Source organism: Methylobacterium sp. E-025, from assembly GCF_022829705.1.
Classification (GTDB): domain Bacteria; phylum Pseudomonadota; class Alphaproteobacteria; order Rhizobiales; family Beijerinckiaceae; genus Methylobacterium.
This window is the reverse complement of sequence record NZ_JAKSYR010000109.1, coordinates 123,836-148,147: the sequence shown is the minus strand read 5'-3', so window position 1 is coordinate 148,147 and position 24,312 is coordinate 123,836. Positions and strand designations below refer to the sequence as shown.

General features: G+C 71.7%; 20 protein-coding genes. 9 read left to right on the top strand and 11 right to left on the bottom strand.

Translation table 11 applies throughout. The features are described from left to right. Positions 1–4: 4 nt before the first annotated feature. Genes MKK64_RS15445 through MKK64_RS15430 form a run of 4 tightly spaced genes read right to left on the bottom strand, consistent with a single transcriptional unit; the run spans position 5 to position 5,426 of the window. The gene (locus MKK64_RS15445; RefSeq protein WP_243935771.1) at positions 5–1,294 is read right to left on the bottom strand and encodes a hypothetical protein; all 1,290 of its coding nucleotides are present in this window, start codon (positions 1,292–1,294) and stop codon (positions 5–7) included. Positions 1,295–1,308: 14 nt separating this feature from the next. Next, positions 1,309–2,802: a lipopolysaccharide biosynthesis protein gene (locus MKK64_RS15440; protein ID WP_243935769.1), complete on the bottom strand. Its 1,494-nt coding sequence runs from the start codon at positions 2,800–2,802 to the stop codon at positions 1,309–1,311. A gap of 52 nt (positions 2,803–2,854) precedes the next feature. Next, a complete protein-coding gene (locus MKK64_RS15435; protein ID WP_243935767.1) occupies positions 2,855–4,147 on the bottom strand; it encodes a glycosyltransferase family 4 protein in 1,293 nt (430 codons plus the stop codon). Continuing rightward, complete coding sequence (locus MKK64_RS15430) at positions 4,128–5,426, bottom strand: glycosyltransferase family 4 protein (RefSeq protein WP_243935765.1); 1,299 nt, start codon at positions 5,424–5,426, stop codon at positions 4,128–4,130. The genes MKK64_RS15435 and MKK64_RS15430 overlap by 20 nt, the downstream gene beginning before the upstream one ends. Before the next feature lie 53 nt (positions 5,427–5,479). Here MKK64_RS15430 and MKK64_RS15425 point away from each other — a divergent pair, with 53 nt between their 5' ends. The 6 genes from MKK64_RS15425 to MKK64_RS15400 all read left to right on the top strand — a co-directional run bounded on the left by MKK64_RS15425 (position 5,480) and on the right by MKK64_RS15400 (position 13,964). Next, positions 5,480–6,604 (top strand): glycosyltransferase family 4 protein, encoded by a 1,125-nt coding sequence (locus MKK64_RS15425; protein ID WP_243935763.1) that lies wholly within the window; start codon positions 5,480–5,482, stop codon positions 6,602–6,604. Positions 6,605–6,850: 246 nt separating this feature from the next. Beyond that, a complete protein-coding gene (locus tag MKK64_RS15420; protein WP_243935761.1) occupies positions 6,851–8,020 on the top strand; it encodes a glycosyltransferase in 1,170 nt (389 codons plus the stop codon). A 107-nt stretch (positions 8,021–8,127) separates the two neighbouring features. Continuing rightward, positions 8,128–10,338, top strand: coding sequence for a GumC family protein (locus MKK64_RS15415; protein WP_243935759.1), 2,211 nt, complete (start codon positions 8,128–8,130; stop codon positions 10,336–10,338). Next, complete coding sequence (locus MKK64_RS15410) at positions 10,338–11,531, top strand: glycosyltransferase (protein ID WP_243935757.1); 1,194 nt, start codon at positions 10,338–10,340, stop codon at positions 11,529–11,531. The genes MKK64_RS15415 and MKK64_RS15410 overlap by 1 nt, the downstream gene beginning before the upstream one ends. Next, positions 11,528–12,730, top strand: a complete 1,203-nt coding sequence (locus tag MKK64_RS15405) for an acyltransferase family protein (protein ID WP_243935755.1) — start codon at positions 11,528–11,530, stop codon at positions 12,728–12,730. Before MKK64_RS15410 ends, MKK64_RS15405 begins: the two co-directional genes overlap by 4 nt. 130 nt (positions 12,731–12,860) lie before the next feature. After that, positions 12,861–13,964: an aromatic ring-hydroxylating oxygenase subunit alpha gene (locus MKK64_RS15400; protein WP_243935753.1), complete on the top strand. Its 1,104-nt coding sequence runs from the start codon at positions 12,861–12,863 to the stop codon at positions 13,962–13,964. Between the two features lie 90 nt (positions 13,965–14,054). Here MKK64_RS15400 and MKK64_RS15395 read toward each other — a convergent pair whose 3' ends face one another. Beyond that, a complete protein-coding gene (locus MKK64_RS15395; RefSeq protein WP_243935751.1) occupies positions 14,055–14,630 on the bottom strand; it encodes a TetR/AcrR family transcriptional regulator in 576 nt (191 codons plus the stop codon). 113 nt (positions 14,631–14,743) lie between these two features. Between MKK64_RS15395 and MKK64_RS15390 the strand changes: the two genes are divergently transcribed. Beyond that, positions 14,744–15,442, top strand: a complete 699-nt coding sequence (locus tag MKK64_RS15390) for a glutathione S-transferase family protein (protein WP_243935749.1) — start codon at positions 14,744–14,746, stop codon at positions 15,440–15,442. A gap of 174 nt (positions 15,443–15,616) precedes the next feature. Here the strand turns inward: MKK64_RS15390 and MKK64_RS15385 are convergent, their stop codons facing one another. Further along, positions 15,617–16,363: a class I SAM-dependent methyltransferase gene (locus MKK64_RS15385; protein WP_243935747.1), complete on the bottom strand. Its 747-nt coding sequence runs from the start codon at positions 16,361–16,363 to the stop codon at positions 15,617–15,619. A gap of 78 nt (positions 16,364–16,441) precedes the next feature. On the opposite strand from MKK64_RS15385, the gene trmD reads away from it, so the two are divergent. Further along, positions 16,442–17,173, top strand: a complete 732-nt coding sequence (gene trmD / locus MKK64_RS15380; RefSeq protein WP_243935746.1) for a tRNA (guanosine(37)-N1)-methyltransferase TrmD — start codon at positions 16,442–16,444, stop codon at positions 17,171–17,173. Positions 17,174–17,209: 36 nt separating this feature from the next. Here trmD and MKK64_RS15375 read toward each other — a convergent pair whose 3' ends face one another. Next, entirely contained in the window at positions 17,210–17,770 is a 561-nt protein-coding gene (locus tag MKK64_RS15375) for a hypothetical protein (RefSeq protein WP_243935744.1), read from the bottom strand. 305 nt (positions 17,771–18,075) lie between these two features. Here MKK64_RS15375 and MKK64_RS15370 point away from each other — a divergent pair, with 305 nt between their 5' ends. Then, positions 18,076–19,245 carry a phosphoserine transaminase gene (locus MKK64_RS15370; RefSeq protein ID WP_243935742.1) on the top strand — a complete coding sequence of 390 codons (1,170 nt, stop codon included), beginning with the start codon at positions 18,076–18,078 and terminating at the stop codon, positions 19,243–19,245. A gap of 121 nt (positions 19,246–19,366) precedes the next feature. Here the strand turns inward: MKK64_RS15370 and MKK64_RS15365 are convergent, their stop codons facing one another. The 4 genes from MKK64_RS15365 to tesB all read right to left on the bottom strand — a co-directional run bounded on the left by MKK64_RS15365 (position 19,367) and on the right by tesB (position 24,226). Further along, the gene (locus MKK64_RS15365) at positions 19,367–20,644 is read right to left on the bottom strand and encodes an outer membrane beta-barrel protein (RefSeq protein WP_147728186.1); all 1,278 of its coding nucleotides are present in this window, start codon (positions 20,642–20,644) and stop codon (positions 19,367–19,369) included. A 453-nt stretch (positions 20,645–21,097) separates the two neighbouring features. Next, positions 21,098–22,603, bottom strand: a complete 1,506-nt coding sequence (locus MKK64_RS15360; protein WP_147728185.1) for an ammonium transporter — start codon at positions 22,601–22,603, stop codon at positions 21,098–21,100. 86 nt (positions 22,604–22,689) lie between these two features. Then, positions 22,690–23,028 carry a P-II family nitrogen regulator gene (locus tag MKK64_RS15355; protein WP_147728184.1) on the bottom strand — a complete coding sequence of 113 codons (339 nt, stop codon included), beginning with the start codon at positions 23,026–23,028 and terminating at the stop codon, positions 22,690–22,692. A 307-nt stretch (positions 23,029–23,335) separates the two neighbouring features. Next, positions 23,336–24,226: an acyl-CoA thioesterase II gene (tesB, locus tag MKK64_RS15350; RefSeq protein WP_243935740.1), complete on the bottom strand. Its 891-nt coding sequence runs from the start codon at positions 24,224–24,226 to the stop codon at positions 23,336–23,338. Positions 24,227–24,312 lie beyond the last annotated feature (86 nt).

Genomic DNA, 24,312 nt, shown 5'->3' with positions numbered 1-24,312 from the left:
CGCCCTACACCAGCTCGAGGATCGCGAGCCGGTCCGTCACGCCGAGGGTCAGCGTCCGGGCCGGGCCGAGCGTTTCCACGCCGACCGAGCCGTCGTCGGCGAAGCGGTGCAGCCGCGCCGCCTTCGGGACGCCCGAGAGGGTGAGGGTCACGCCCTGCGCCGGCGCGTCGGGCCGTGCCCGGCGTTGCACCCGGTCCCAGCCGTCGATCCCGAGCCAGAGCGGCACGAGGACGGCGCCGTCGCCGCGCAGGAAGCGGATCGCCTGGAGGTCGCGCGGGGTCGCGTCGAGGGCCACGTCGAGGGCGGGGCCGGCCAAGGCCGGGCCGGCCCGGAACAGGCGCATCAGGTTGGCGACCGCGGAAAAGGTCGGCGTGGCTGAGCCGTCGAAGCGCAAGAGGCCGAACCGGCCTTCCGGGTCGCCCTCGCCTCGGTCGACCGAGGCGGCCAGCTCGTAGAGGTAGGTGCGGCGGATGCCCTGGAGGAAGCTCCACAGCAGCAGGCGGGGCGTGTAGCGCGCCCGCACGGCCTCCGAGACCGGGAAGTGGAAGCTCCGGGTGGCGAGCGCGGTGTGGTAGCCGTTCTCGGTGGCGAGCAGCGGCGCGCGGCCGAAGATGGGCTGAGCGGCGGCGACGAAGCGGCGCAGGTCGCCGTTGCCGGCGTTCTCCGGGTGCTCCATGCCGGGGTAGGGGTGGATGTTGCCGTAGTCGACGGCGTTGGCCAGGGACTCCGCCGCCGCGACGTTGGCCTGGACGTAGCTCGGCCCGGCGACCTTCACCGCGCCGCCGGCGTTGCGTGCCGCCCGGTAGAGCGCGCGCTGGTGCTCGGCCGAGGCCTGCGGGCGGCCGGCGCCGGCGGCGATGTTGGGCTCGTTGCTGCCCTCGGCGATCGCGAGCCCGCCCGCGCTCCAGGCGGCGATGTCGGGCAGGCGCCGGGGCGGCACCAGCGGCCCGACGTCGAGCCCGTCGTAGAAGACGAGGCTGAACCGGTAGCCGGCCCGCGCCAGCTCGGCGATCCGCCGGAACTGCGGCGGCGGCCCCGATGGCGGCTCGCCCGCCGGCAGGACGATGTCGTCGCGCAGGTGCCGGATCCCGAGGGCGTCGAGCGCCGCCGCGCAGCGCGCGAACCGGTCGACGTACGGGGTCCCGTCGTGCCCGAAATGGGTGTTGATGCCGACGGACTGCGCGAAGTCCTCGCTCGGATACGACGGCAGCGGGCCGGCCAGGGCCGGGCGTGCCGCCAGCGCCGACGCGCCCGCCGCCAGCACGATGCGGCGGGTCGGTCCATGGGGCCTCATCGATCGCACCTCCTCTAAGGCGTCGCGGCCGCGGGCACCGCCTCGGCGCGCGGCGCGGCGGCGGCGACCAGGGCGGCCTTGCGGTTCAGGATCAGCGCGACGCTCCGGCGCAGCGGCGCGCGCAGGAACAGCAGCGCCAGGATCCCGTAGACCAGGATGCCGAGGCCGATCGCGGCCGCGAGGCCGGCGTGGTCGCCGAGCCGCGCGTAGAGGCGATCCTGCGCCAGGAACACGGTGGCGCCCATCGCGAGCGAGCAGGCGAGGATCGGCGCCAGCGAGGCGGCGACCGCCAAGGTGCCGACCGGCACGAACCGGCCGGCGGCCCGCACCACCACGGGCGAGAACAGGTAGGCGCGCAGCACGTGCCCGACGACGAGGGCCGACAGGCCGAACGGCGCCGTCACCAACGAGGCCAGGATCGTGATCGTGAACTGCGCGGCCGACAGGACCAGCGCGGTGCCGGTCCGGTCGGAGGCGGTGAAGATCATCCACAGCATCGAGGTCGCGACGAATTCCGGGCCGAGCAGCGCCAGGATGCGCAGCACCGGCACCGCGTCGCGCCACTGCTCGCCGAAGAGCAGCGGCACGAGGTGCGGCGCCACCACGGCCATGCCGACGAAGGCCGGCAGCGCCAGCACCGCCGACATCGCGACGAAGCCGTCGAAGGCCGCGGCCAGGTCGCGCGGCCGGTCCTGCAGCCGGGCGTAGGTCGGCAGCGCGACCGCCGCGAGCGGGATCACCGCGACCTGGCTGATCAGGTCGATGCAGCGCCAGGCCATGCGCAGCAGGCCGATATCGGCGGTGGAGAGGAAGTAGGCGGCGACCACCTCCTGGCTGCGGATGCTGAGCGTCAGGAGGAGCTGGGTCGAGAACACCCGGGAGCCGAAGGCGAGCTGGCGGCGGGCATGGGCGCGCACGAAGCGCCATCCGGGAAGCCACGGAAACGCCGCCCAGGTCAGCAGCGTCGTCATGCCGGTGGCGAGCAGCCGCTGGATCACCAGGCTCCAGACCCCGAACCCGTTCAGCGCGAGCGCGATCGCCACCGACCCGCCGATCAGGTTGGCGACGAGGGCCCGGATCGCGAGGCTGCGGAAGCCGAAGAGGCGCTGCAGCCGCGCCTCGTGGATCACGCCCGCGGCCGCGATCACGAAGGTGGCGGCGAGCGCCGCCAGCACCGGCTGCAGCTCGGGGATCCGCAGCATCCACGCGATCGGCCACGACAGCGCGACCAGCGCCAGCCCGTAGAGGCAGCCGGAGGCCAAAGCCACCCAGAAGGCGGTGTCGACGAAGCCGTCGTCGAGCCGGTCGGTCTGCACGACGAGGTCGGGCAGGCCGCCCCGCGTGACGATGAGCAGGATGTCGATGAACACGACCGCCACGGCGACGAGGCCGAACTCGCTCGGGTCGAGCAGGCGCGCCAGCACCAGGAACACCACGAAGCTCAGGACGACGTTGCCGATTGCGCTGACGGCGACCCACCCGGCCGCCCGGACGGAGCGGCCGGCCATATCGTCCCGGGTCGCAGCCGCGTCCGGCGCCGCGGCGGACGGGCCGGGCGGGCTAGGCGCCATGATGGATGCCGTGCGCTGGCGACGGTTCCGGCGCGATGCCGCGGCGCTCGGCGAGAAGCTCGGCGTAGAGGTCGAGATACTTCTCGGCGACGCGCTCGGAGGTTGATTCGCGCAGGACGTGCTGGAACGCGCGCTCGTCCGGCAGGCTGGCGCGGCCGCGGGCCAGCACCGTGCGGATGCGGTCCGCGAGGTCGGGCGCATCGCCGGCGCGAAACAGCCAGTCGGCGTTGTCCTCGCCGATCAGCTCGGGGATGCCGCCGGAATCGGCGCCGATCACCGGCACGCCCATGGCGTAGGCCTCGTAGACCGTGCGCGGCGAGGGCTCGGCCCAGAACGAGGGCACGACGAGGACGTCGACCTCGGTGAGGAAGTCCTTCGGGTCGACCCAGCCGACGAACTCGATCGGCAGCCCTTCGGCCTTCGCCTTGAACCGCTCGATCGAGTCGTCCATCGCCTGGCCCGCGATCAGGCAGCGCCAGCCGCCGGAGGCGGGATTCCCTTCGGTGGCGTGCGCTCGTGAGCCGATCTCGGCCAGCGCGTCGATCAGCGTGCCGACGCCCTTCTCGACGTTGATCCGCCCGAGATAGCCGAAGGTCATCGGCGTGGCGCTCCGGTCGACCCGGCGGCGCGCCTCGGGATCGCCGTCCGGCACCGTACAGGAATAGTAGATCACCCGTCGCCGCTCGGGAGCGAGGTGGCGGAACAGGCCATGGTCGACATGGGTCTGCAGGATCCGGGTGCCGACGCTCGCCACCGCGTCGACCCAGCGGTTGGTCAGCTGCTTGGAGGCGTTCACGACCTTGCAGCCGAGGTGCCAGTGCGTGCACGGCGCGCCGTGCTTGAACATCGCCGCGTTGCCGCAGATCAGGTCGTACTCGCAGACCGTGTGCACGATCGGGATGTCGCGCCGGGCCGCCTCGCGCCAGACCAGCGTCGAGATGTCGAGCAGCGAGTGGGTGTTGACGACGTCCGGCCGGAAGTCGTCGAGCACCCGGCCGAAATCGGCGGCGATCGCGAAGTTCCACTGCTGCTTGAGCTTGGCGGCGTTGCGCGCGAAGCGGCCGTGCTGCGCCCAGTCCTCGAGCCAGAAGTCGTTGTGATGCGCCATGCGGTAGACCGTGACGCCGTTGCGCACGGTCTTGGGCTCGGCCTGCCGCTCGATGCAGGCGGCGGCGACCGTGTGCCCGAGGCCGGCGAGCTCCTCGGCCAGATGCTCGACGGACCGCTCGGCGCCGCCGACGATATGGGGCGGATAGAGCGAGCTAAGGTGCAGGATGCGCATGGCGCCTTGATCCTTGAGGCGTTGATTCTCGAGGCGTTGACCCCTGGGACGTCGATCCTTGGGACGCCGATCCGTGGGCGACGGCGGGCTCACGGGCGAGGAGGCTGCGGTAGAGGTCGAGGTAGCGGGTGGCGACCGCCTGCGGCCGGGTTCCTTCGGCGACCGCGGCGGCGTTGCCGAGGCCGGTCGCGAGGCGGGCGGGGTCGGCGACGATCCGCGCCATCGCGGCGGCCAGCGCCGCCGCGTCGCCGGGCGGCACGAGCCAGGCGGGATCGTCGGTGCCGACCTGCTCGGCGATGCCGCCGACGGCGGTGCCGATCACCGGCACGCCGCGGGCGTAGGCCTCGGCCACCGTGCGCCCGAAGGCCTCGGGCCAGACCGGCGGGACGACGAGGCAGTCGATGCCGTCGAGGAAGGCGTCGGCCGCGACGAACCCGTCGAAGGCGACGGGCAGCCCGGCGGCGAGGCCTTCGTAGCGGTCGAGCCCGTTGACGGCGCGCCCGGCGACGCGCAGCCGCCAGCCGGTGCCGGGCAGGCGGCGGCAGGCCTCGATCAGGGTGTCGACGCCCTTCGACGGCTCGATCCGGCCGATGTAGCCGAATGTGACTTCGCCCGAGGGGAGGGCGCGCGGCGCCGGCGGCGGCCCCGCCTCGATCGGGTTCCAGATCACCTGCCGCAACGCGGCCGGCACGTCGCGGAAGAACCCGGCCGCGAGGTGGCGGGCGAGGATGTCGCTGCCGACACCGACCACGGCGTCGACCGGCCGCTGGCAGAGCCGGTGCAGGAGCGCGTAGGCGCGGCACTTGGCGTGCTGCCGCTCGCAGGCGCGGCCGTGCCGCACCATCGCGCCGTTGCTGCACAGGCTCGTGAAGTCGTGCAGCGTGTGGACGACCGGCACCCCGAGCCGGCGCAGCATCGGCCAGATCCGCGGCGTCAGCTCCGACATCGAGTGCGTGTTCACCACGTCGGGCGAAAAATCCCGCACCGCGGCCTCCATCGCGGCGAGCGTGCGCCCGTCCCACTGCGCGGCGAGCTTGTAGCGCAGGCGGTCGAGCCGCCCGTGCTCGGCCCAGTCGAGGACGTGGAACGGCGTGCCGTGGCCGAGGCGGTAGATCGTCGCCGCGCCCGACCGGTCGGGCGGCTCCGCCCGGCGCGACAGGCAGGCGACGCCGACCTGCGCCCCGAGACCCGCCTGCATCCGCACGAGGGTCTCCACCATCAGCTCCGCCCCCCCGACCTGTTCGGGCTGATACAGCGATGAGAGGTGGAGAATACGCATCTGATCAATCTGACGGTGCTAGATCGACCCTAGTCCGGGGTTATTGCCAGTCGATGAAGCGCATCCTGCTCAACATGCCGAGCCAGTTCGGCGGCAAGCCGTCCGGCGTCGCCCGCGTCGCCTTCGCGCTGATCGGCGAGCTCGTCCGGCGGCCCGACGTCGCCGTGGTGCTGCGCTCGCCCTGGACCCGGGCCGAGCTTCCCGCGGCGTGGCGCGACGCCGTCGCGGTCGTGACGGTGCGCCGCCCGCGCATCGTGGTCCTCGACGTGCTGGCCCAGCTCGTCACCGTTCCGGCCTGCTGCCGGCGGCACGCCATCGACGTGGTGCTGAACATCGACCCCTACGGCGCGGGCGCCGGCGGGCGAGCGCGCATCGTCGTCGTCCACGACCTGTACTTCCGCACGATCCCTCAGAGCACCGGCCCGCGCGAGGCGCTCACCACCGACTGGATCTTCCGGCTGATGCTGGCGCGCAACCACGCCGTCGTCGCCGTCTCGGACGCGACGCGGCGCGACCTGGAGCAGCATTACCCTGCCGTCCGCGGGCGCGTCCGCGTGATCCCCTCGGCTTCCGTGCTCGACCCTGCGGCCCTCGCCGTCGGGGCGCCCGCGGAGGTCGCCGGCCCCTACGTGCTCGCCGTCGGGAACGCCACGCACAACAAGAACTTCGGCCTGCTCGCCGAAGCGGTGGCCTCGATCGCGCACGCCCATCCCGATCTCGCCGTCGTCCATGTCGGCGAGGACCCCGCCGACGCCATCGCCGGGACGCTCCGGCGGCTCGGGGCGGCTTCCCGCGTGGTCCGCCTGTCGCGCATCGACGACCAGAGGCTCGCCGCGCTCTACCGCGGCGCGCTGTGCCTCTGCGTCCCGTCCTTCGCGGAAGGCTTCTGCCTGCCGGTGCTGGAGGCGCAGGCGCTCGGCTGCCCGGTGGTGTGCTCGGACCGCTCCGCGACGCCGGAGGTCGCAGGGGAGGGCGCCCTGACCTTCGATCCCACCGATGCCGGCGCCCTGGCCGCCTGCCTGCGCCGGCTGATCGAAGAGCCGGCCCTGCGCGAGAGCCTGGTCGCGAAGGGCCGGAGCAACCAGGCCCGCTACACCTGGGACGCCACCGCCCGCGGCTACGCCGACCTCCTCGACGCCGTGCTCGCAGGCGCCGACCCGCCGCCGCACCCGCTCTGAGGCCGGCGCGGCCGGCGGCGGGCCGGAACCGCGCGCCGAGCCGCTTCAGCATAGTTAAGATTTACCAAGCGGACGAATTCAGCAATCTTTGCGCTGTCGGCAGGCCTTTGAGCCGTCGATATTTCTAAAAGTGCAAGCATCTCCGCCTATCACCAGCATTGGCCGCGACCATTCAGGTGACTACACCTGTAAGTTGCATCCATACCGGGCTTCGCCTCGGTGCCCCCTTCCTTCGAGGTCTCGAAGATGCGCGTCGCGATCGTCCATGATTGGCTCTACGTCGTCGGCGGTGCCGAGCGCGTCCTGCACGAGATCCTGGCGATCTATCCCGAGGCGGACGTCTTCACGCTGTTCGACTTCCTGAGCCCGGCCGACCGCACCAAGATCGGCGTCGGCGCCACGCGGACGAGCTTCCTGCAGCGGATGCCGCTGGTGCGCACCCGGCACCGCGCCTACCTGCCGCTGATGCCGATCGCCGTCGAGCAGTTCGACCTCTCGGCCTACGACCTCGTGATCTCGAGCAGCTACGCCGTCGCCAAGGGCATCCTGACCGGGCCGAGCCAGGTCCACGTGTCCTACATCCATTCGCCGATGCGCTACGCCTGGGACATGCAGCACAGCTACCTGCGCGAGAGCGGGTACGAGCACGGCGTCAAGAGCATGGTCGCCCGCATGATCCTGCACCGGATGCGCCTGTGGGACACCCGCACCGCCAGCGGGCCGGACGCGGTGGTCGCCAACTCCGCCTTCGTCGCCCGGCGCATCCGCAAGGTCTACGGCCGCGCCGCCGAGGTGATCCATCCGCCGGTCACGCAATCGGCGATCCGGGCGGACCTGCCGCGCGGCGACCACTTCCTCGTGGCGAGCCGCCTCGTGCCGTACAAGAACGTGCGCGCGGTGATCGAGGCCTTCGCCCTGATGCCGGACCTCCGGCTCGTCGTCGCCGGGACCGGCTCCGAGGAGGCGCGCCTGCGCGAGGCGGCCGGGCCGAACGTGACGTTCGCCGGCTTCGTCGGGGATTCCGAGCTCCGCCGGCTGATGGGGACGGCGCGCGCCTTCGTGTTCGCGGCGGAGGAGGATTTCGGGATCATCCCGGTGGAGGCGCAGGCCGAGGGCACCCCCGTGCTGGCGCTCGGCCGCGGCGGCGCGCGCGAGACCGTGGCGACGCTCCCGCCCAACCGCTCGGGCATGTTCTTCGCCGAGCCGGACCCCGCCGCGATCGCGGCCTGCGTCCGCGACTTCACGGAGCAGGAGGGCATGTTCTCGCGCGCCGCCTGCCGCGCCCAGGCGGCGCTGTTCGCCCCGGAGGTGTTCCGCACCCGGTTCGCCGGCTTCGTCGACGAGCAGATGGCCCTCCACCGCGACCTCGGCGCCGGCCAGGAGCGCTCGGGCCACCGCCTCAAGGCCCTGGCCTGACCGAATCCGCCACGCTCGGCCCGCGCGCGGCGGCCCGAACCTCACAATCCCTTCCGCACGGTCGCGCGACCCCGTTCGCGAACCGGCGCCAGACCCGGTGGTCGACGATGACGACGTCCTACCTCAACCCCGCCCGCACCGCCGTGCCGGCCGCGCCGCGTTCGGGCCCGGGCACCGACCAGGCCGGCCCGTTCGCGACGATCTGGCGGCGGCGGCGCCTGTTCGCGGCGGTCTTCATCGGCGTCATGTCGGTGGCGATCGGGCTGCTGATGGTCGCGCCGGTGCAGTACCTGGCGGTCGGCTCGGTGATCGTGGCCGAGCCGGAGCCCGGCAGCAACAACGCCAACGCGTCGGTCGCCTGGATCCAGAAGCTCGGCGACCCGGCCGACATCGAGAGCCAGATGCTGGTGATCCGCGCGCCGCGGATCATGCGCCTGGTCGCCTCGGGCGACGTCGTCGAGAAGGTTGTGGCCGAGTGCCGGCAAATCGCGCGCGGCGGGCTCCTCGCGAGCCTGCTGCCGTCCAAGGAGGACGGCTGCGACAAGCTGCGCGGCAACACCGACTTGGTGGTCGACTACCTGCAGCGCCGCTACGTCGTCACCGGCGCCGGCCGCTCGCGCGTCATCAACATCGCCTACCGCTCGCCGAACGCCGAGACCTCCCAGGCGCTGACCAACGCGCTGATCACCGCCTTCCTCGACGACCAGCGCGGCGTGCTCGCCAACAGCCGCGAGGCGGCGACCGAGTGGCTGTGGAAGGAGATCCGCCAGCTCGACGCGTCCCTGCGCGACGACGAGGCCAAGATCCAGGCCTTCCGCCGGCGCAAGGGCCTGATGTCGGGCGCCAACGCGCCGATCACCTCCGAGCGGCTCAGCACCATCACCCAGCAGCTCTCGGCGGCCGAGACCGCCAAGGCCGACGCCGCTGCGCGCCTCTCCGAGATCAACGCCGACCAGGCCCGGGGCTCGATCAACGCTCCGGCGGTGCTGGCGAGCCGGACGATCGGCGACCTCAAGCAGCAGATGAACGTGGTGGCCGCGCAGATCGCCAACACCGGCACGGTGCTGGGGCCGAACCATCCGACGCTGCAGGCGATGCGCACGGAGCTCGCCGGCCTGAAGCTGCGCGTCGACCGGGAGGTCGCGAGCATCAGCGCCGGCCTGAAGAAGACCTTCGACGCGTCGAGCGCGCTCGCCAAGTCGCTGCGCCAGCAGATGGAGACCGCGAAGGCCGAGGCGGCGTCCGCGATGGACGACGAATCGGTCGTCGCCGGCATGGTGCGCAACGCCGAGATCAAGCGCGGCCAGTACACCGACCTGTACAAGCGCGCCAACGAGCTCGAGACCGAGCGCCGCATCCTCGTCGGCAGCACCCGGCTCGTCAGCCTCGCCGACGTGCCGGCCGCGCCGGTCACCCCGAAGCCGCTGCTGTTCCTCGGCGCCGGCTTCGTCCTGGCCGCCACGCTGGCCGCGGCCGCCGCGCTGCTGCGCGAACGCGCCGACCGCAGCGTTCGGACCTCGACGCAGCTCGCCGCGGTGGCCCACGCCCCCGTCTTCGCCCAGCTGCCGCACCTGCGCGCCGCCGGCGGACCGGCGCTGCTCGGACGGATGGGGGCCGCCGCCGGCGAGCTGCCGCTCGCCGCGGCGCTGCGCGACGCGCGCAGCGATCCGCTGATGCAGCAGGTCCTGCGCAACCTCGGCGCCCGGCTGATGCTGGCCGGCGCCGACGGCACGAGCCGCGCGATCCTGCTCACCTCGGCCGCGCCCGGCGAGGGCAAGTCCTTCACCACCCTCGCGCTCGCCCAGCTCAACGCGGCGAGCGGGCGCCGCGTGCTCGTCCTCGAATGCGACCTGCGCCGCCCGGTCTTCGAGACGGCTCTGGACCTGCCCGCCGGCCCCGGCCTCGCCGGCGTGCTGCGCGGCGAGGCCCTGCCGCGGGAGGCGGTGATCGCGACGGCGACGCCCAACCTCGACGCCATCCCCGCCGGCGCGGCGACCACGGAAGCGACCGAGCTGCTGATGGGCAAGCGCATGACCGAGCTGCTGCTCTGGGCCCGCAAGTACGACCTGGTGCTGATCGACAGCCCGCCCGCGGCGATGCTGATGGACGCCCAGATCCTGGCGCGGCAGGTCGACGGCGTGCTGTGCTGCACCCGCTGGGGCCGCTCGCAGGTGTCGGCGATCAGCGCCACCGTCAACGGCCTGCGCGAGGCCGGCGGCGACGTGTTCGGGCTCGCGATCACCATGGTGCGGGCCGACGACCACCCGTTCTACGACACCGGGCACGAGCCGGCGCGCCGCTATCTCGGAGCCGCGTGATGGACCGTCCGCGGGTCGTGTTCGTCAACCACACCAGCACGATGTCGGGCGCCGAGATGGTGCTGTGCGATGCCGTGGGACCCTGGCGCGGCGCCACCGCCTTCCTGTTCGAGGACGGGCCGCTCGCGACCGCGCTGCGGGAGCGGGGGCTGGCGGTCGTCCGTGCGCGGCACGGATCCGGGCTGTCGTCCCTGCGCCGCGACGGCTCGCCCTGGCGCGCGATTCCGCTGGCCGGACGGCTCGCCGCGACGATCCTCGCGCTGGCGCGGACCGCGAAGGCCCACGACGTGGTCTACGCCAACTCGCAGAAGGCCTTCATCCTCTCGGCCCTCGCCGCGGCTCTCGTGCGCCGCCCGCTGATCTGGCACCTGCACGACATCCTCGATCCCGCGCATTTCGGGGCGGCGCAGCGTGGGCTTCAGGTCCGCCTCGCCAACGCGTTCGCCGCCGGGGTCGTGGTTCCGTCGCAGGCCGCCGCCGACGCCTTCGTCGCGGCGGGCGGGCGCCGGGATCTCGTCGAGGTTGTGCCCAACGGCCTCGACCTCGACGGCGAGCCCGGCGACCCGGCCGCCCTGCGCACGAGCCTCGGGTTGCCGCACGGCCCACTGGTCGGCGTGTTCAGCCGGCTCGCCCCGTGGAAGGGGCAGCACGTGGTGCTGGAGGCCCTGGCCCGCTCGCCCGGCACGGCGTGCATCGTCGCCGGCACCGCCCTGTTCGGCGAGGACGCCTACGCGAACGGTCTGCATGCGCGCGCGGCCGAGCGCGGGCTCGCCGACCGCGTCCACTTCCTCGGCCAGCGCGGGGACGTGACGCGCCTGATGCGCGCGGTGGACGCGGTGATCCATCCCTCGATCGCACCCGAGCCGTTCGGGCGCACCCTGGTCGAGGCGATGCTGGTCGGGACGCCGGTGATCGCCACCGATACGGGCGCGGCGGCCGAGATCCTCGACCGGGGCGCAGCGGGGACCCTGGTGCCGCCCGGCGACGCGGGGGCGCTCGCCGACGCCATCGCCCGCGTCCTGTCCGCGCCACCGGGGCTCTCGGCCCAGGTCGCCCGGGCGCAGGCGACGGCCCGCGCGCGCTACGGCGCCGCGCGGATGCAGGCGAGCCTGGCCGAGATCGTCCGCCGCGTGGCGGCCGGTAAGCGACGGGCCGCCGCGATCGCGGGCGCTTCGCTGGACCGGCCGGCATGACCGCCGCGACGACGACGGGCGCCCTCGATCGGCCGGCGCCGGGGCGCCTTCACCGCCTCGACGGCGTGCAGATCCTGCGGGCGGTGGCGGCGGTGATGGTCGTCCTGCTCCATGCCGAGCTCCTGCTCGCGCTCCAGGCGGAGGCGCGCGGCCTCGCCATGCCGCGCTTCGCCGCCCTGCCGCTCGGGGCCGGCGTCGACCTGTTCTTCGTCATCTCCGGCTTCATCATCGTCTACGCGTCCGAGCCGCTGTTCGGCGCGCCCGGGGGCGCCGCGCGCTTCCTCAAGCGCCGCCTGCTGCGGATCGTGCCGCTGTACTGGTTCGCGCTCACGCTGCGCCTCGTCGTCCTGCTGGCCGCGGCCGCCGCCGGCCAGGCCGCCGCCCCGAGCCTGGCGGACGTGGCGACCTCGTACCTGTTCATCCCGTTCGACACCCGCGGCTTCGGGCCGGACTACCCGTTCCCGATCCTCGATCTCGGCTGGACGCTGAACTACGAGATGGCGTTCTACCTCGTCTTCGCCGGGGCGATGATGCTCGCGGCGCGGGCGATGAAGGCCTCCGCGCCCGCCGCGGCCCTGCGCGACCGGGCGGCGCTGGCGGCCGTCTCGATCCTCGCCGTCGGCGTGCTCCTGGCCTGGCTGCGGCCGCCGGCCTTCGACCCGCTCCGGTTCTGGCTGCGGCCGATCGTGCTCGAATTCGCCGCCGGCATCGGCCTCGCGCTGCTGTTCCGCCGCGGCGTCCGGCTCGGCGTCGCCGGCGGCGTCCTGCTCTGCGGCCTCGGGATCGGCGTCTGGGCGACGATCGACCTGTCCGGGTTCGACGCCTCGTCTGCGCCCGGGAATTACGGCTGGGCCCGCACCCTGATCTGGGGCGGCGGCGCGGTGCTGATCGTCGCCGGCCTCGTCCTCGGCGGGCTCCGGTTCGACCAGGCGATCGCCCGGCGGATCGCGCGGATCGGCGACGCGTCCTACGCGCTCTACCTGCTGCACCCCTTCGTCTTCCTTGCCGCCAAGGCGGTCCTGCCGCGGCTGCCGCTGAGCGCCGGCCTGCTCTGGCCGCTGACGCTGCTCCTCGTCGCCGTGTCGATCGCCGCGACCGAGGCCTTCCATCGCAGCGTCGAGCGGCCGGTGCTGCGCTGGCTGCAGGGCCGGCCGCGCGACGCCGGAGCGGCGGGCGTGCGGGCGGGTGCCGGGGCATGACGGCCCATCGCGCTCGAGGCGCGCGTTCCGCGGGGTCACACCGTCGCGCGGCGGGGTTGGAACGGTGGCCTCGCTTTCCCCATCCGGCGGGGCGGCGTATGAGGACGTTCCCGAACCGTTGCGAGACCCCATGTCCGCCTCCCCGATCGCTCTCCACGCGAGCGGTCCCGCACGCGACCCGGCCGCCGACGAGGCCCTCGACCCCGATGCGATGCGCCGGCCGCTGCCGGATGCGTGGTACTGCGTCGGCCAAGCCTCGGGCCTGACCGGCAAGGCGCTCCGCGCGGTCGAGCTGAACGGCGAGCAGATCGTGATCGGGCGCGATGCGGACGGCGCCCCGTTCGCGCTGCGCGACCGCTGCCCGCACCGCGGCATGGCGCTGTCCAAGGGCGGCTTCGACGGTGCCGAGCTGGTCTGCCCGTTCCACGGCTGGCGCTTCTCCACCGAAGGCCGCTGCCGCGACGTGCCGACCCTCTCCGAGCACGACACGGCCGACTTCTCGAAGATCGTGGTGCAGCGCTTCCCCGTGATCGAGAGCGCCGGCTTCGTCTGGGTCAACCCGCATCTCGGGACGCCGGGCGAGACGCCCGCCCTGCCGGCGCTCGACTTCCACCCGGTCGGCTCGCTCGTGGTCGAGCTCGTGGTCGAGGCCTCGTTCGACCTGACGACCTTGAGCCTCGTCGATCCCGGCCACGTCGCCTTCGTCCACGATTCGTGGTGGTTCCGGCCGTCCAAGGCGTTGCGCGAGAAGAAGAAGACGTTTCGGCCGGTGCCGCACGGCTTCGTCATGTCGAGCCACGCGACGACGACGAGCTCGCCGGTCTACCGCCTGCTCGGCGGGGTGCCCGACGTCGAGATCGAGTTCCGCCTTCCCGGCGTGCGCCTGGAGCGGATCACGGCGGGCGCGAAGCGCCTGGCGAACTACACGTTCGCGACGCCGCTGACCGCCAACCGCACGATGCTCACCAACGCGCTCTACTGGAACGTCCCCGGCCTCAACCTGCTCAAGCCCGTCGCCCGCCCGCTGATGCGCCAGTTCCTGACCCAGGACCAGCAGGTGCTCCAGCACGCGCAACTGGGCCTCGACCGCAAGCCGACCATGGTGCTGTTCGGCCAGGGCGACCTGCCCTCGCAATGGTACTTTCGCCTGAAGCGCGAGGCGCTGGAGGCCGCGCGCGCCGGGCGCCCGTTCGCGAACCCGCTGGAGTCGCGGGAGCTGCGCTGGCGCTCGTGAGGGGCATCGGGGCGACCCGATGCGCGTCTCGGTCGCGATCCCGCCCGGGAACGTCGGTTCGGACAGCGCGATCTTGCCGTTCAGCTCCGATCAGTTCGGCAGCAGCCCCGCTTCCCGATAACTCTGGATCAGGGAATCGAACAGCGTTATGTCCGCGCGGCTTCGCGCGACGATCTGTGCGCCGGCGACCGCCGCGTAGACGGCACGCGCTCTCGCCTCGCCCTCGTTCGGCGCGACCAGCTCGGCAGCGACGAGCTGGCGACGCAGCCACGCCGTGTTGACGTCGGCGAAAGCCTGAACCTCCTTCAGGACCGGCTCGGGCAACGCATCGTATTCCGTCGCCATGAAGCTGCTGAGGCACATGCGGTTGTCGCGCGCCAGCGACAGGCGAAAGATGCCGGGGTACCGTCTCAGCGCCTCCGTCGGGCTCGAGGCATGCGACGACACGTCCTCGAGGTCGCGCGCGATGTCCTCCCAATAGCGGCGCGCGACCGCCTCGCCGAGGAGAGCCTTGTTGGCGAAGTAGTAGTTGATGCTCGCGGCCTTGATGCCGACGGTCTCGGCGAGGTCGCGGAAATTGAGACCGCCGTAGCCGTAGGCCATCGCCGCCTCCCGGGCGGCCGCCAGGATCGCCTCCCGCACGTTCTCCTTCGACGTCGCTGCCATGCCCAACCTCCATCTGTCATATGGCAGACAGGGGTTGACGAGACAAGCGCCGGGACGTAGCGTGCTGCCTGTCATCTGACAGACAGGCGAACGTGATGGAAAGCGAGACGACGATGTCCGACAAGCTCAGGCTCTTCACCTCCCCCTCGGCCTTCCCGAACCCGCAGCGCCTGCGGATCTTCATGCACGAGAAGGGCATCGCCGACCGCTTCGACGAGACGGTCTACGACATGTCGCCCGTCGGCGAGCAACGGGGATGGAAGCACCTGAAGATGAACGCCTGGGGCGAGACGCCGACCCTCGCGCTCGCGGACGGGTCCTTTCTCAGCGAGACCTCCGCCATCGCCCGCTACCTCGACGACGCGTTCGAAGGCCGCAAGATCATGGGCGAAACGGCGCTCGAGCGCGGCCTCGACCAGATGTGGGACAGCCGGGTGTGGGTGCACATCCTCTACCCCATCGTCACCGCGTTCCACGTCCTGCACCAGGGCCTGGGCCCGAAGCTCGAGCTGACCAGCAACCCGGCCTGGGGCGAGCATTCGCGCAAGGTGGCGCTGGCGCATGCCGGCCTGGTCGACCGGCATCTCGCCGACGGCCGCGCGTGGCTCCTGGGCGGCGATCAGCCGACCTTCTCGGACATCACGCTGGCGACGGCGATCGCGTTCTCCAAGTTTCCGGTCAACGCGACGCCCCTCGATGAGCGCTTCGAGCATCTCGATGCCTTCTGGCGGCGCTGGCAGACCCGGCCGACCTTCATCGCCGCCTACGCCGACCGGAGCAGCGGCGTCCCGGAGATCGACGAACGCGCCTGAGCGTCCGGCGGTCGGATCCGGTCATCGCCCTACCGCGAGCCCCCCGTGCCGCCCTTGGACGCCGGCTTGCATTGGACGGCGGCTTGCAGACGCCGCCTTCCGACCAGTGCCGGCGCCCGTCCGCATGCCCGGCATGGATCGGAGGAGGGCGGTCGCGAAGCCGGGCCTCGACCCCTATCGCGCCTTCCCCCGCGTCGCCTCGTCCTTGCAAGGCGTGATCGTCTTCGGATCGGGCCGCCGGTCGGGGGCCGGCGCCTCGAACACCGCGAGGTAGCCCACCCCGCCGTCGAGCACGGAAAAGCCCGTCTCGCGAAAACCCGCGGCGGACAGCTCGCAGCGCAGGAGCTTGGGCGGCGTGCCGTGGCGCGAGGGGATGTCGTCGGCGTCCACGATCCCGACCCGGCCGCCGGGCCTCATCGCGGCGGCGAGGTTGTGGAGCAGGCCGTAGGGCTGGGTGATCTCGTGGTACATGTGCACCAGGATCGCCGCGTCGACCGATCCGGGCGCGAGGCGCGGGTCGTGCGGCTCGCCGCGCACCACCGTGACGTTGGACAGGTCGGCCTTGCGCAGCCGGGCTTCGAGGTCGGCGAGGTAGCGCGGCGTCACGTCTTCGGCGAGCACCCGGCCCTGCGGCCCGACCAGCGGGCTCAGCCGCGTGACGTAGTAGCCGCTGCCGGCGCCGATGTCGGCCACCGTCTCGCCCGGCTTGAAGCCCATCAGGCGGGCGACCTGCCCGAACTCGTCGGCCTTGTCGCGCTGCGCCTCGAAGGCCCATTGCGCCGCGACGATCTCGGCCACCGGCCGGTCGGGCTTCGGGAAGGCGGCAGCCGGGGCGCCGGGCGGTCCCAGGGGTTCCGCCGCCTGCGCGCCGTGCGCCAGGGCCGGGAGAGCGAGGAGGAGGGCGAGGAGCGGTCTGATCATCGAAGTCCTGAACGCGCGAGGGCGGCGCTCGGTGCCGCGGCGTTGACCGCGCAGGCGTCCCGGCGCCATCAAGCGGCCATGACGAACCCGCCCCCTTCCGCCCCGCCCTGGCGGGCGACGATCCTCACGCTCTACCCCGAGATGTTTCCCGGGCCGCTCGGCGCCTCGCTGTCGGGCAGCGCGCTCGCCCGCGGCGACTGGGTCTGCGAGGCCCGCGACATCCGCGAGCACGGGCTCGGCCGCCACCGCAGCGTCGACGACAACCCGGCCGGCGGCGGCGCCGGCATGGTGCTGCGCTGCGACGTGCTCGGCCCCGCCATCGACGCCGCGACCGGGCCGGATGACGCCCGCCCCCGCCTGCTGATGTCGCCCCGCGGAAAGCCGCTGACGCAGGCGCGGGTGCGGGCGCTGAGCGCCGGGCCGGGCGCGCTGATCGTCTGCGGCCGCTTCGAGGGGGTCGACGAGCGGGTGATCGCCGGCCGCGCCCTCGAGGAGGTCTCGATCGGCGACTACGTGCTCTCCGGCGGCGAGATCGCGGCGATCACCCTGATCGACGCCTGCGTGCGCCTGCTGCCCGGCGTGATGGGCAAGGCGGCGTCCGGCGACGAGGAGAGCTTCGAGGGCGGCCGGCTCGAATACCCGCACTACACCCGCCCCCGCGACTGGGAGGGCCGGACGATCCCGGAGGTGCTGACCGGCGGCGACCACGGCGCAATCCGCGCCTGGCGCCGGGCCGAATCCGAGCGGATCACCGCCGAGCGCCGGCCGGATCTGCTCGGGTCGAGGCACGGCCCGTCGCAGGACGGATGAGGCATCCGACCCGACGAATGTTCGGAGACGGAACGGCTACGAAATCGACTCGGCTTTCGCAGGCCCGTCCGTCGCAGACTTCGCGCGCCACCAGCCTCGATGGCTCTCGAGAATTTCTCGCTCTTCACGTGAGAACAAGGCACGCAGGCTGATGGTGTCGATTGCCAGGGCGGGAACCATCGCAAGGCACGCCAGCACCGTGCTCGGATCATCACCCGATGGGCCCAGTGCAAATCCTGACGCCATCGCTCCCTGCAAGAGGGCGCCAAATCCGGCCGAGTGGATGGCGTGATAGTCTGAAAGGCTCAGATGCACCCGTGCGTACCGTTGGCCAACGATGATGATCGCGACAGCCCACGTAAAGACACCCGAAAATCCGTAAGCGCGATCGCTCGTCAGGCCCCAGGTGCTACGCATCCACATCGACATGCCGATCATCATCGCCATCGCAGTCGTGATCATCGCGATCTGGCGTGCTCGAATGCTCATGAATAGGTCCCCGCTCTGCGCGATCGCGCCACCTGAACGCTCGAATCGCGCCCATGAGACGGTGAAGCCGGCCGCAGGGCAAGAGACATCCGTGACGGCAACGGCCATGTGCTGAGCGGTCCTACCTCTTCGCGATGAGAGCCGCCTCGCGGCGACACGACCTCTTCCCGGAGAGCAGGCCTGGTCTCCGATGATGGAAGGCACGCTGCGTCCCTGGAGCGGAGGGATGCGACGGGCCGACAGCGCGCATCCGAAGCCGGCGGCGAGACGGACATCCTTTCCGCAACGCGTTCCGGGCAGCAGTGCCGGCGAGAACCGGCATCCGGCCCTTGCACGGCCGCCGGCATCGGCGCATCCCGGCGGCGGGACACGCCTCCCCGACGAGGTGCGCCCATCTGTAAGGATGGATCCTCATGTTGCGCCGACCCGACACCCGCCCCCGGGTGCCCCATTTCTCCTCCGGCCCCTGCGCCAAGCGCCCCGGCTGGACCCCGGCGGCCCTGGCCGACGCGCCGCTCGGCCGCTCGCATCGCTCGGTCGCCGGCAGGGCCAAGCTCCGCCGGGCGATCGACCTGACCCGCGACGTGCTGCGCGTGCCGGCCGACTACCGCATCGGCATCGTCCCGGCCTCCGACACCGGCGCCGTCGAGATGGCGATGTGGTCGATGCTCGGGCCGCGGACCGTGGAGGTGGCGGCCTGGGAGGCGTTCGGCTCGGAGTGGGTCACCGACGCGTTGAGGCAGCTCAAGATCAGCCCGCGCATCCACCAGACGCCCTACGGCGTGCTGCCCGACCTGTCGGCGATCGACACGAAGCACAACGACGTGGTCTTCACCTGGAACGGCACCGCCGCCGGGGTGAAGGTGCCGAACGGCGACTGGATCGCCGCCGACCGCGAGGGGCTGACGATCTGCGACGCGACCTCGGCCGCCTTCGCCCAGGCGCTCGACTGGGACAAGCTCGATGTGGTGACCTTCTCCTGGCAGAAGGTGATGGGCGGCGAGGCGGCGCACGGCATGCTGGTGCTCTCGCCCCGCGCCGTCGCCCGCCTCGAGAGCCACGTCCCGGCCTGGCCGCTGCCGAAGGTGTTCCGCCTGACCAAGGGCGGAAAGCTGATCGAGGGGATCTTCTCCGGCGACACCATCAACACGCCCTCCATGCTCGCGGTCGAGGACTACCTCGACACGCTGGCCTGGGCGCAGGACCTCGGCGGGCTCGACGCCCTGCATGCGCGGGCGGACGGCAACGCGCGGGTGATCCACGACTGGGTCGCGCGCACGTCCTGGATCGCCAACCTCGCGGTCGACCCGGCGACGTATTCCAACACCGGCGTGTGCCTCGTCATCGCCGATGCCGACGTGCTGGCGCTGGGCGACGCGGTGGTGGAGCGTGTGGCCAAGGGCATCGTCGAGACCCTGGAGCGCGAGGGCGTGGCCCTCGACATCGGCGCCTACCGCGACGCGCCGCCCGGCCTGCGCATCTGGTGCGGCGGCACGGTGGAGCAGAGCGACCTCGAGGCGCTGACGCCCTGGCTCGACTGGGCCTTCGCCCGGGAGAAGGCGGCCCTGACGCAGGCGGCGTAGGAACGCGGCCCGCGCGCCACCCGGCAGCGCGCCAACGAAAACGGGCGGCCCGATCGGGCCGCCCGTTTTCGTTGGCGTGGTAAATGCGGGACCGTGAGGACGGCCCCGCAGGCCGCCGGGATCAGAAAGTGATGCCGGTCTCGACCATGTAGCGGTCCTGCGAGGTGCGGTTGCCGGTGCGGCCGAAGCCGGTGCCGAGGGTGCCGGCCGCAAGGCTGCCGCGGGTGATGTCGTAGAGCTCGACCCGCGAGTACTCGCCGCGGAGGAAGTACTGGCCGAAGGTGAAGGTCGGCGTGACGGTGAAGGAGAGCGCCTCGCTGCCGGCGCCGTAGAGGACGGAGGTGTCGGGGAACAGGCTCAAGCGGTTTCCGCTCTGGGCGATGTACTCGAAGCGGCCGGCCAGGGCGAAGTTGTCGGTGAAGGCGTAGCTCGCGAGGATCGCGCCGCCGAAGGTCTCGGCGCCGTTGAGCCCGAGGGCGGCGTTGCGCTCGACGTTGGTGTACTGGATGTAGGGCGTCACGATCCAGGGGCCGGCCGAGTAGGTGTAGTTCAGGCTGATGATGCTGCTGTTCTGCAGCGACAGGGGCGTGGCGTACTGGAAGCGCAGGCTCTGCAGGCCGGAATTGAAGCTGCTGAAGTGCGTGCCGCCGTTGATGCCGATCGTGTTGGCGTCGTCGATCTTGTAGGTGATCAGGCCGGTGATCCAGTTGAGCTCACCCGAGAAGAACCCGTCGGTCGCCGCCAGCGAGGCCGCCCACGGGCCGCTGGCGTAGTTCACCTGGACGCCCTGGTTGATCACGTTCTCCTGGTTGAACAGCAGGCCACGGGAGATGTTCAGGTTCTGGAAGGTGAACGGCAGCTCCGAGCCGATGTTGGTCGGCATGCGGCCGCCCTGGAGCGACCACTCGTCGTTGATCTGGTACTTGCCGAACGCGATCGAGACCGGGGTGAAGAGCAGATCGGTCTGATCGAAGGCACTGTAGATCGGCGCGCCGAGGCCGGGGATCGTGTAGGCGCCGACCGCGACGTAGAACTGGAACGGGCCGTCGGCCTTCTGGATGAAGCCCTGCAGGTTCGAGAAGTCGACGCGGCCGGCGCGGTCGGCGGGAACGCCGGGCGGCGTGACCGCGGTGTTGAACGGGTTGGTCTGCGTGTAGGCGTAGCCGGTCACCGCGCCGCCGACGTAGATCTCGCCGATGCCGCCGATGGTGAAGCAGCTCGGGTTCGGGTTCTGCTTGATGACGCCGCCGTAGGCCGGGAAGGTGATCGCGACCTTGCAGGCCTCGGGGACCGGGGGCGGAGCGGGCTTGGCCGACAGGTCGGCGGCCGACACCTGTCCGACGCAGAGCAGCGTGGCGATCGACGCCGTGGCGCCCTGGAGGAACAGCTTCAAGGTCATAGTCCGAGCCCCGTTTGTTTTTGCTGCGGCCAAGGTGCCGAAAGTTCCCACCCTCCGCAAAAACAACTTTCGGGCAATTGCCTACGAAACGGGCAATCGCGGCCGCAGCCGCCCCAAGCTCAAGATGTGTTGCCGTCGCACCACAACCAGTCGGCCCATTCGGCGCGGATCATCCGGAATTCCGTGCGTCTTCGTTAACGGATCGTTACCAAGCGCCGCCGAACCGGGCCGGATCGACTGCATCGGCGAATCGCTCGACGATCGAGGACTGATCCTGGACTTGGTCGCGAGCCTCGGGACACGTTGCACGCATCGGCTTGGTTCGAGACGCCTCCGGACGAAGGACCGGATCCCCCGACCGCTGCCCCGCGACCGCCTCGGGGATGGCCGCCACGAAAGAAGCCCCGGTGCGGGGCACCGGGGCTTCGTCGGCGTCACGGGGACGTCGATGGATCAGTAGTTGTAGGCGCGCTCGCCGTGATCGGCGATGTCGAGGCCCTCGCGCTCCTCGTCCTGGGTCACGCGCAGGCCGATCGTCAGGTCGACGAGCTTGTACAGGATCGCCGAGCCGATGCCCGACCACAGCAGGGTGAGGCCGACGGCCTCGGCCTGGATGATGAACTGGCTCATCATGTCGTAGGTGCCGAGAACCATCTCGCCGGGCTTGGTCGCGTAGTCGGGGATGCCGACGCCGCCGAGCTTCGGATCCACCAGGATGCCCGTCGCCAGGGCGCCGAGGATGCCGCCGATGCAGTGGACGCCGAACACGTCGAGCGAGTCGTCGTAGCCGATCGCGTTCTTCACGGTGGAGCACATCACGAAGCAGACGCCGCCGGCGACGAGGCCGAGGACGATCGAGCCCATCGGGCCGGCGAAGCCCGAGGCCGGGGTGACGGCGACGAGGCCGGCGATGGCGCCGGAGACCATGCCGAGCAGCGACGGCTTGCCCTTCATCGCCCACTCCACGAACAGCCAGGAGACCGCCGCCGCCGCGGTCGCGACGAAGGTGTTGATCATGGCGAGCGCCGTGGTGCCGTTCGACTCGAGGTTGGAGCCGGCGTTGAAGCCGAACCAGCCGACCCAGAGCAGCGAGGCGCCGATCATGGTCATGGTCAGCGAGTGCGGGGCGAGCAGGTCACGGCCGTAGCCGATGCGCTTGCCGAGCATCAGGCAGCCGACGAAGCCGGCGATGCCCGCGTTGATGTGCACGACGGTGCCGCCGGCGAAGTCGAGGGCGCCCTTCTTGAACAGGAAGCCCGCATCGGCGTTGACGGCGTCGAGCGCGTCCTGCGCGGTCTTCTTGGCCGCGTCGTCGGTCGCCATGGCGAGCGCCTTGGCGGCGTTGCCGACCGCGTCCGGGCCGCCCCAGTACCAGACCATGTGCGCCATCGGGAAGTAGATCAGCGTCACCCAGAGGATGGTGAACACCACGAGCGCCGAGAACTTCATCCGCTCGGCGAAGGCGCCGACGATGAGGGCCGGGGTGATCATCGCGAACGTCATCTGGAAGCAGATGTAGACGTATTCCGGGATGACGACGCCGTTGGAGAAGGTGGCGACGGTCGAGTTCGGGTCGACGCCCTTCAGGAACGCCTTCGAGAAGCCGCCGACGAAGTCGTTGATGGTGCCGCCGTTGGTGAAGGCGAGGCTGTAGCCGTAGAACACCCACAGCAGGCAGACGATCGAGACGATCGCGAAGACCTGGGTCAGGACGGAGAGCATGTTCTTGGTACGCACGAGGCCGCCGTAGAACAGCGCCAGGCCCGGCACGCTCATCATCAGCACGAGGGCCGACGAGATCAGCATCCAGGAGGTGTCGCCCTTGTTGGGCACCAGGGCGACGGGCGCGGGCGCCGAGGCCGCTTCCGGCACCGGCGTCTGCGCGAGGGACGGCTCGACGAGGACCAGGGCGAGCGCGGCCCCTCCCAGTCCGAGCGCGAGGGCGTTGCGAAGTTTCATGGACACGAGACTCCCGGGTCGCGGTGCTGTCAGGATTGTTGCGAGGCAGAAATGGGTGGTGAGGGCGGCGGCCCTCGCGGGCCGGCTCAGAGCGCGTCGGCGTCGGTCTCGCCGGTGCGGATCCGGACGGCCTTCTCCAGCGGCATGACGAAGATCTTGCCGTCGCCGATCTGGCCGGTGCGGGCGGCGCCCGCGATGGCGTCGATCACCGTGCTGGTCAGGTCGGCGGCGACCGCGACCTCGATCTTCAGCTTAGGCAGGAAGCTCACGGCGTATTCCGCGCCGCGGTAGATCTCGGTGTGGCCCTTCTGGCGGCCGTAGCCCTTGACCTCGGTCACCGTCAGGCCGTGCACGCCGATGCCGGTCAGTGCGTCGCGCACCTCCTCCAGCTTGAACGGCTTGATGATGGCCATCACGATCTTCATGCTTGGCGCCCCCTGCGTGGGTTGGGAACCGTGTGCCGCAGCCGACGCTCGGCAGGGGGTTCCGGTCCAGGATGGTCGCGCAGGATCCGAATGACCCCGCGATCGCCGGGCCCTCATTCAAGGACTATGCCAGCGCCGAACTTTTTGGGAACCTTTTCACGCGACCACCGGATGCACACGCTTTGGTCGCGGACTGGCGCGGGGACGGGCTCAAGCTGAGCAGTAATCGCACACAAAACGGGCAAATGCTCATCAGAAGCGCAGTAATTCGGCGCGTGCGGCGGCCTGCCGGCGGTTTGACGCCAAACTAGGCCGGCCGCGGGCGGATCAGGCCCTCCTGCGCCACCGACGCCACCAGCGTCCCGTCGCGCGCGAAGATCTGGCCGCGGGCGAACCCCCGCGCGCCGGCGGAATTGGGGCTGTCCTGGGCGTAGAGCAGCCACTCGTCGGCCCGGAACGGGCGGTGGAACCACAGGGCGTGGTCGAGGCTGGCCGACTGGATGTCGGCATCGAACACCGAGCGCCCGTGGACGATCAGCGTGGCATCGAGCAGCGTCATGTCGGACGCGTAGGCGAGCACCGCCTGGTGGATCGCCGGATCGTCGGGGAGCTGCGAGGCCGCGCGCAGCCAGACGTTGCACAGCGGCGCCTGCGGCTCGCCTTCGAGATAGCGTCGCAGATCGACCGGCTTCAGCTCGATCGGGCGCGGACGGCCGAAATAGCCGGCCACCGCCGCGGGGATGCCGGGCATGCCCCTGGCGAGCAGGGACTTGGTGTCGGGCAGCGATTCCGGGGGCGGCGCGTCGGGCATCGCCGCCTGGTGGGCGTGGCCGGCTTCCGTCACCTGGTACGAGGCGGTCATCGCGAAGATTGCGCGCCCGTGCTGGATCGCCTTGACCCGGCGCGTGGTGAAGCTCTGCCCGTCGCGGATGCGCTCGACCTCGTAGACGATCGGGACGCTCGGGTCGCCGCCGAGCAGGAAGTAGGCGTGGAGCGAGTGCGGCGCGCGGGCGCTCGGCACCGTCCGGGTCGCGGCGACCAGCGCCTGACCCACCACCTGCCCGCCGAACACCCGCTTCCAGCCGTTCCGCGGGCTGACGCCGCGGAACAGGTCGGTCTCCAGCCGCTCGAGGTCGAGGATGGCGAGAAGCTCGGCGACGATGCCGGAATCGGTCGGCGGGACGGGATCGGTCGGCATGGCTGTGCGGCGGGCTTTCGGGGCGAGGAGGCGTCCGCCATAGCATCCGCGCGGCCTGCCTCGCCATCGGGCTCGCGGTGCGACCG

Coding starts and splice junctions, on each gene's coding strand:
- MKK64_RS15385 (WP_243935747.1), bottom strand. CDS start 16,363: ATGATCAGACCGCTCCTCGCCCTCCTCCTCGCTCTCCCGGCCCTGGCG.
- MKK64_RS15390 (WP_243935749.1), top strand. CDS start 14,744: ATGTCCGACAAGCTCAGGCTCTTCACCTCCCCCTCGGCCTTCCCGAAC.
- MKK64_RS15405 (WP_243935755.1), top strand. CDS start 11,528: ATGACCGCCGCGACGACGACGGGCGCCCTCGATCGGCCGGCGCCGGGG.
- MKK64_RS15375 (WP_243935744.1), bottom strand. CDS start 17,770: ATGGCCGTTGCCGTCACGGATGTCTCTTGCCCTGCGGCCGGCTTCACC.
- MKK64_RS15410 (WP_243935757.1), top strand. CDS start 10,338: ATGGACCGTCCGCGGGTCGTGTTCGTCAACCACACCAGCACGATGTCG.
- MKK64_RS15425 (WP_243935763.1), top strand. CDS start 5,480: ATGAAGCGCATCCTGCTCAACATGCCGAGCCAGTTCGGCGGCAAGCCG.
- trmD (WP_243935746.1), top strand. CDS start 16,442: ATGACGAACCCGCCCCCTTCCGCCCCGCCCTGGCGGGCGACGATCCTC.
- MKK64_RS15420 (WP_243935761.1), top strand. CDS start 6,851: ATGCGCGTCGCGATCGTCCATGATTGGCTCTACGTCGTCGGCGGTGCC.
- MKK64_RS15370 (WP_243935742.1), top strand. CDS start 18,076: ATGTTGCGCCGACCCGACACCCGCCCCCGGGTGCCCCATTTCTCCTCC.
- MKK64_RS15430 (WP_243935765.1), bottom strand. CDS start 5,426: ATGCGTATTCTCCACCTCTCATCGCTGTATCAGCCCGAACAGGTCGGG.
- MKK64_RS15395 (WP_243935751.1), bottom strand. CDS start 14,630: ATGGCAGCGACGTCGAAGGAGAACGTGCGGGAGGCGATCCTGGCGGCC.
- MKK64_RS15445 (WP_243935771.1), bottom strand. CDS start 1,294: ATGAGGCCCCATGGACCGACCCGCCGCATCGTGCTGGCGGCGGGCGCG.
- MKK64_RS15435 (WP_243935767.1), bottom strand. CDS start 4,147: ATGCGCATCCTGCACCTTAGCTCGCTCTATCCGCCCCATATCGTCGGC.
- MKK64_RS15415 (WP_243935759.1), top strand. CDS start 8,128: ATGACGACGTCCTACCTCAACCCCGCCCGCACCGCCGTGCCGGCCGCG.
- MKK64_RS15360 (WP_147728185.1), bottom strand. CDS start 22,603: ATGAAACTTCGCAACGCCCTCGCGCTCGGACTGGGAGGGGCCGCGCTC.
- MKK64_RS15400 (WP_243935753.1), top strand. CDS start 12,861: ATGTCCGCCTCCCCGATCGCTCTCCACGCGAGCGGTCCCGCACGCGAC.
- MKK64_RS15440 (WP_243935769.1), bottom strand. CDS start 2,802: ATGGCCGGCCGCTCCGTCCGGGCGGCCGGGTGGGTCGCCGTCAGCGCA.
- MKK64_RS15365 (WP_147728186.1), bottom strand. CDS start 20,644: ATGACCTTGAAGCTGTTCCTCCAGGGCGCCACGGCGTCGATCGCCACG.
- MKK64_RS15355 (WP_147728184.1), bottom strand. CDS start 23,028: ATGAAGATCGTGATGGCCATCATCAAGCCGTTCAAGCTGGAGGAGGTG.
- tesB (WP_243935740.1), bottom strand. CDS start 24,226: ATGCCGACCGATCCCGTCCCGCCGACCGATTCCGGCATCGTCGCCGAG.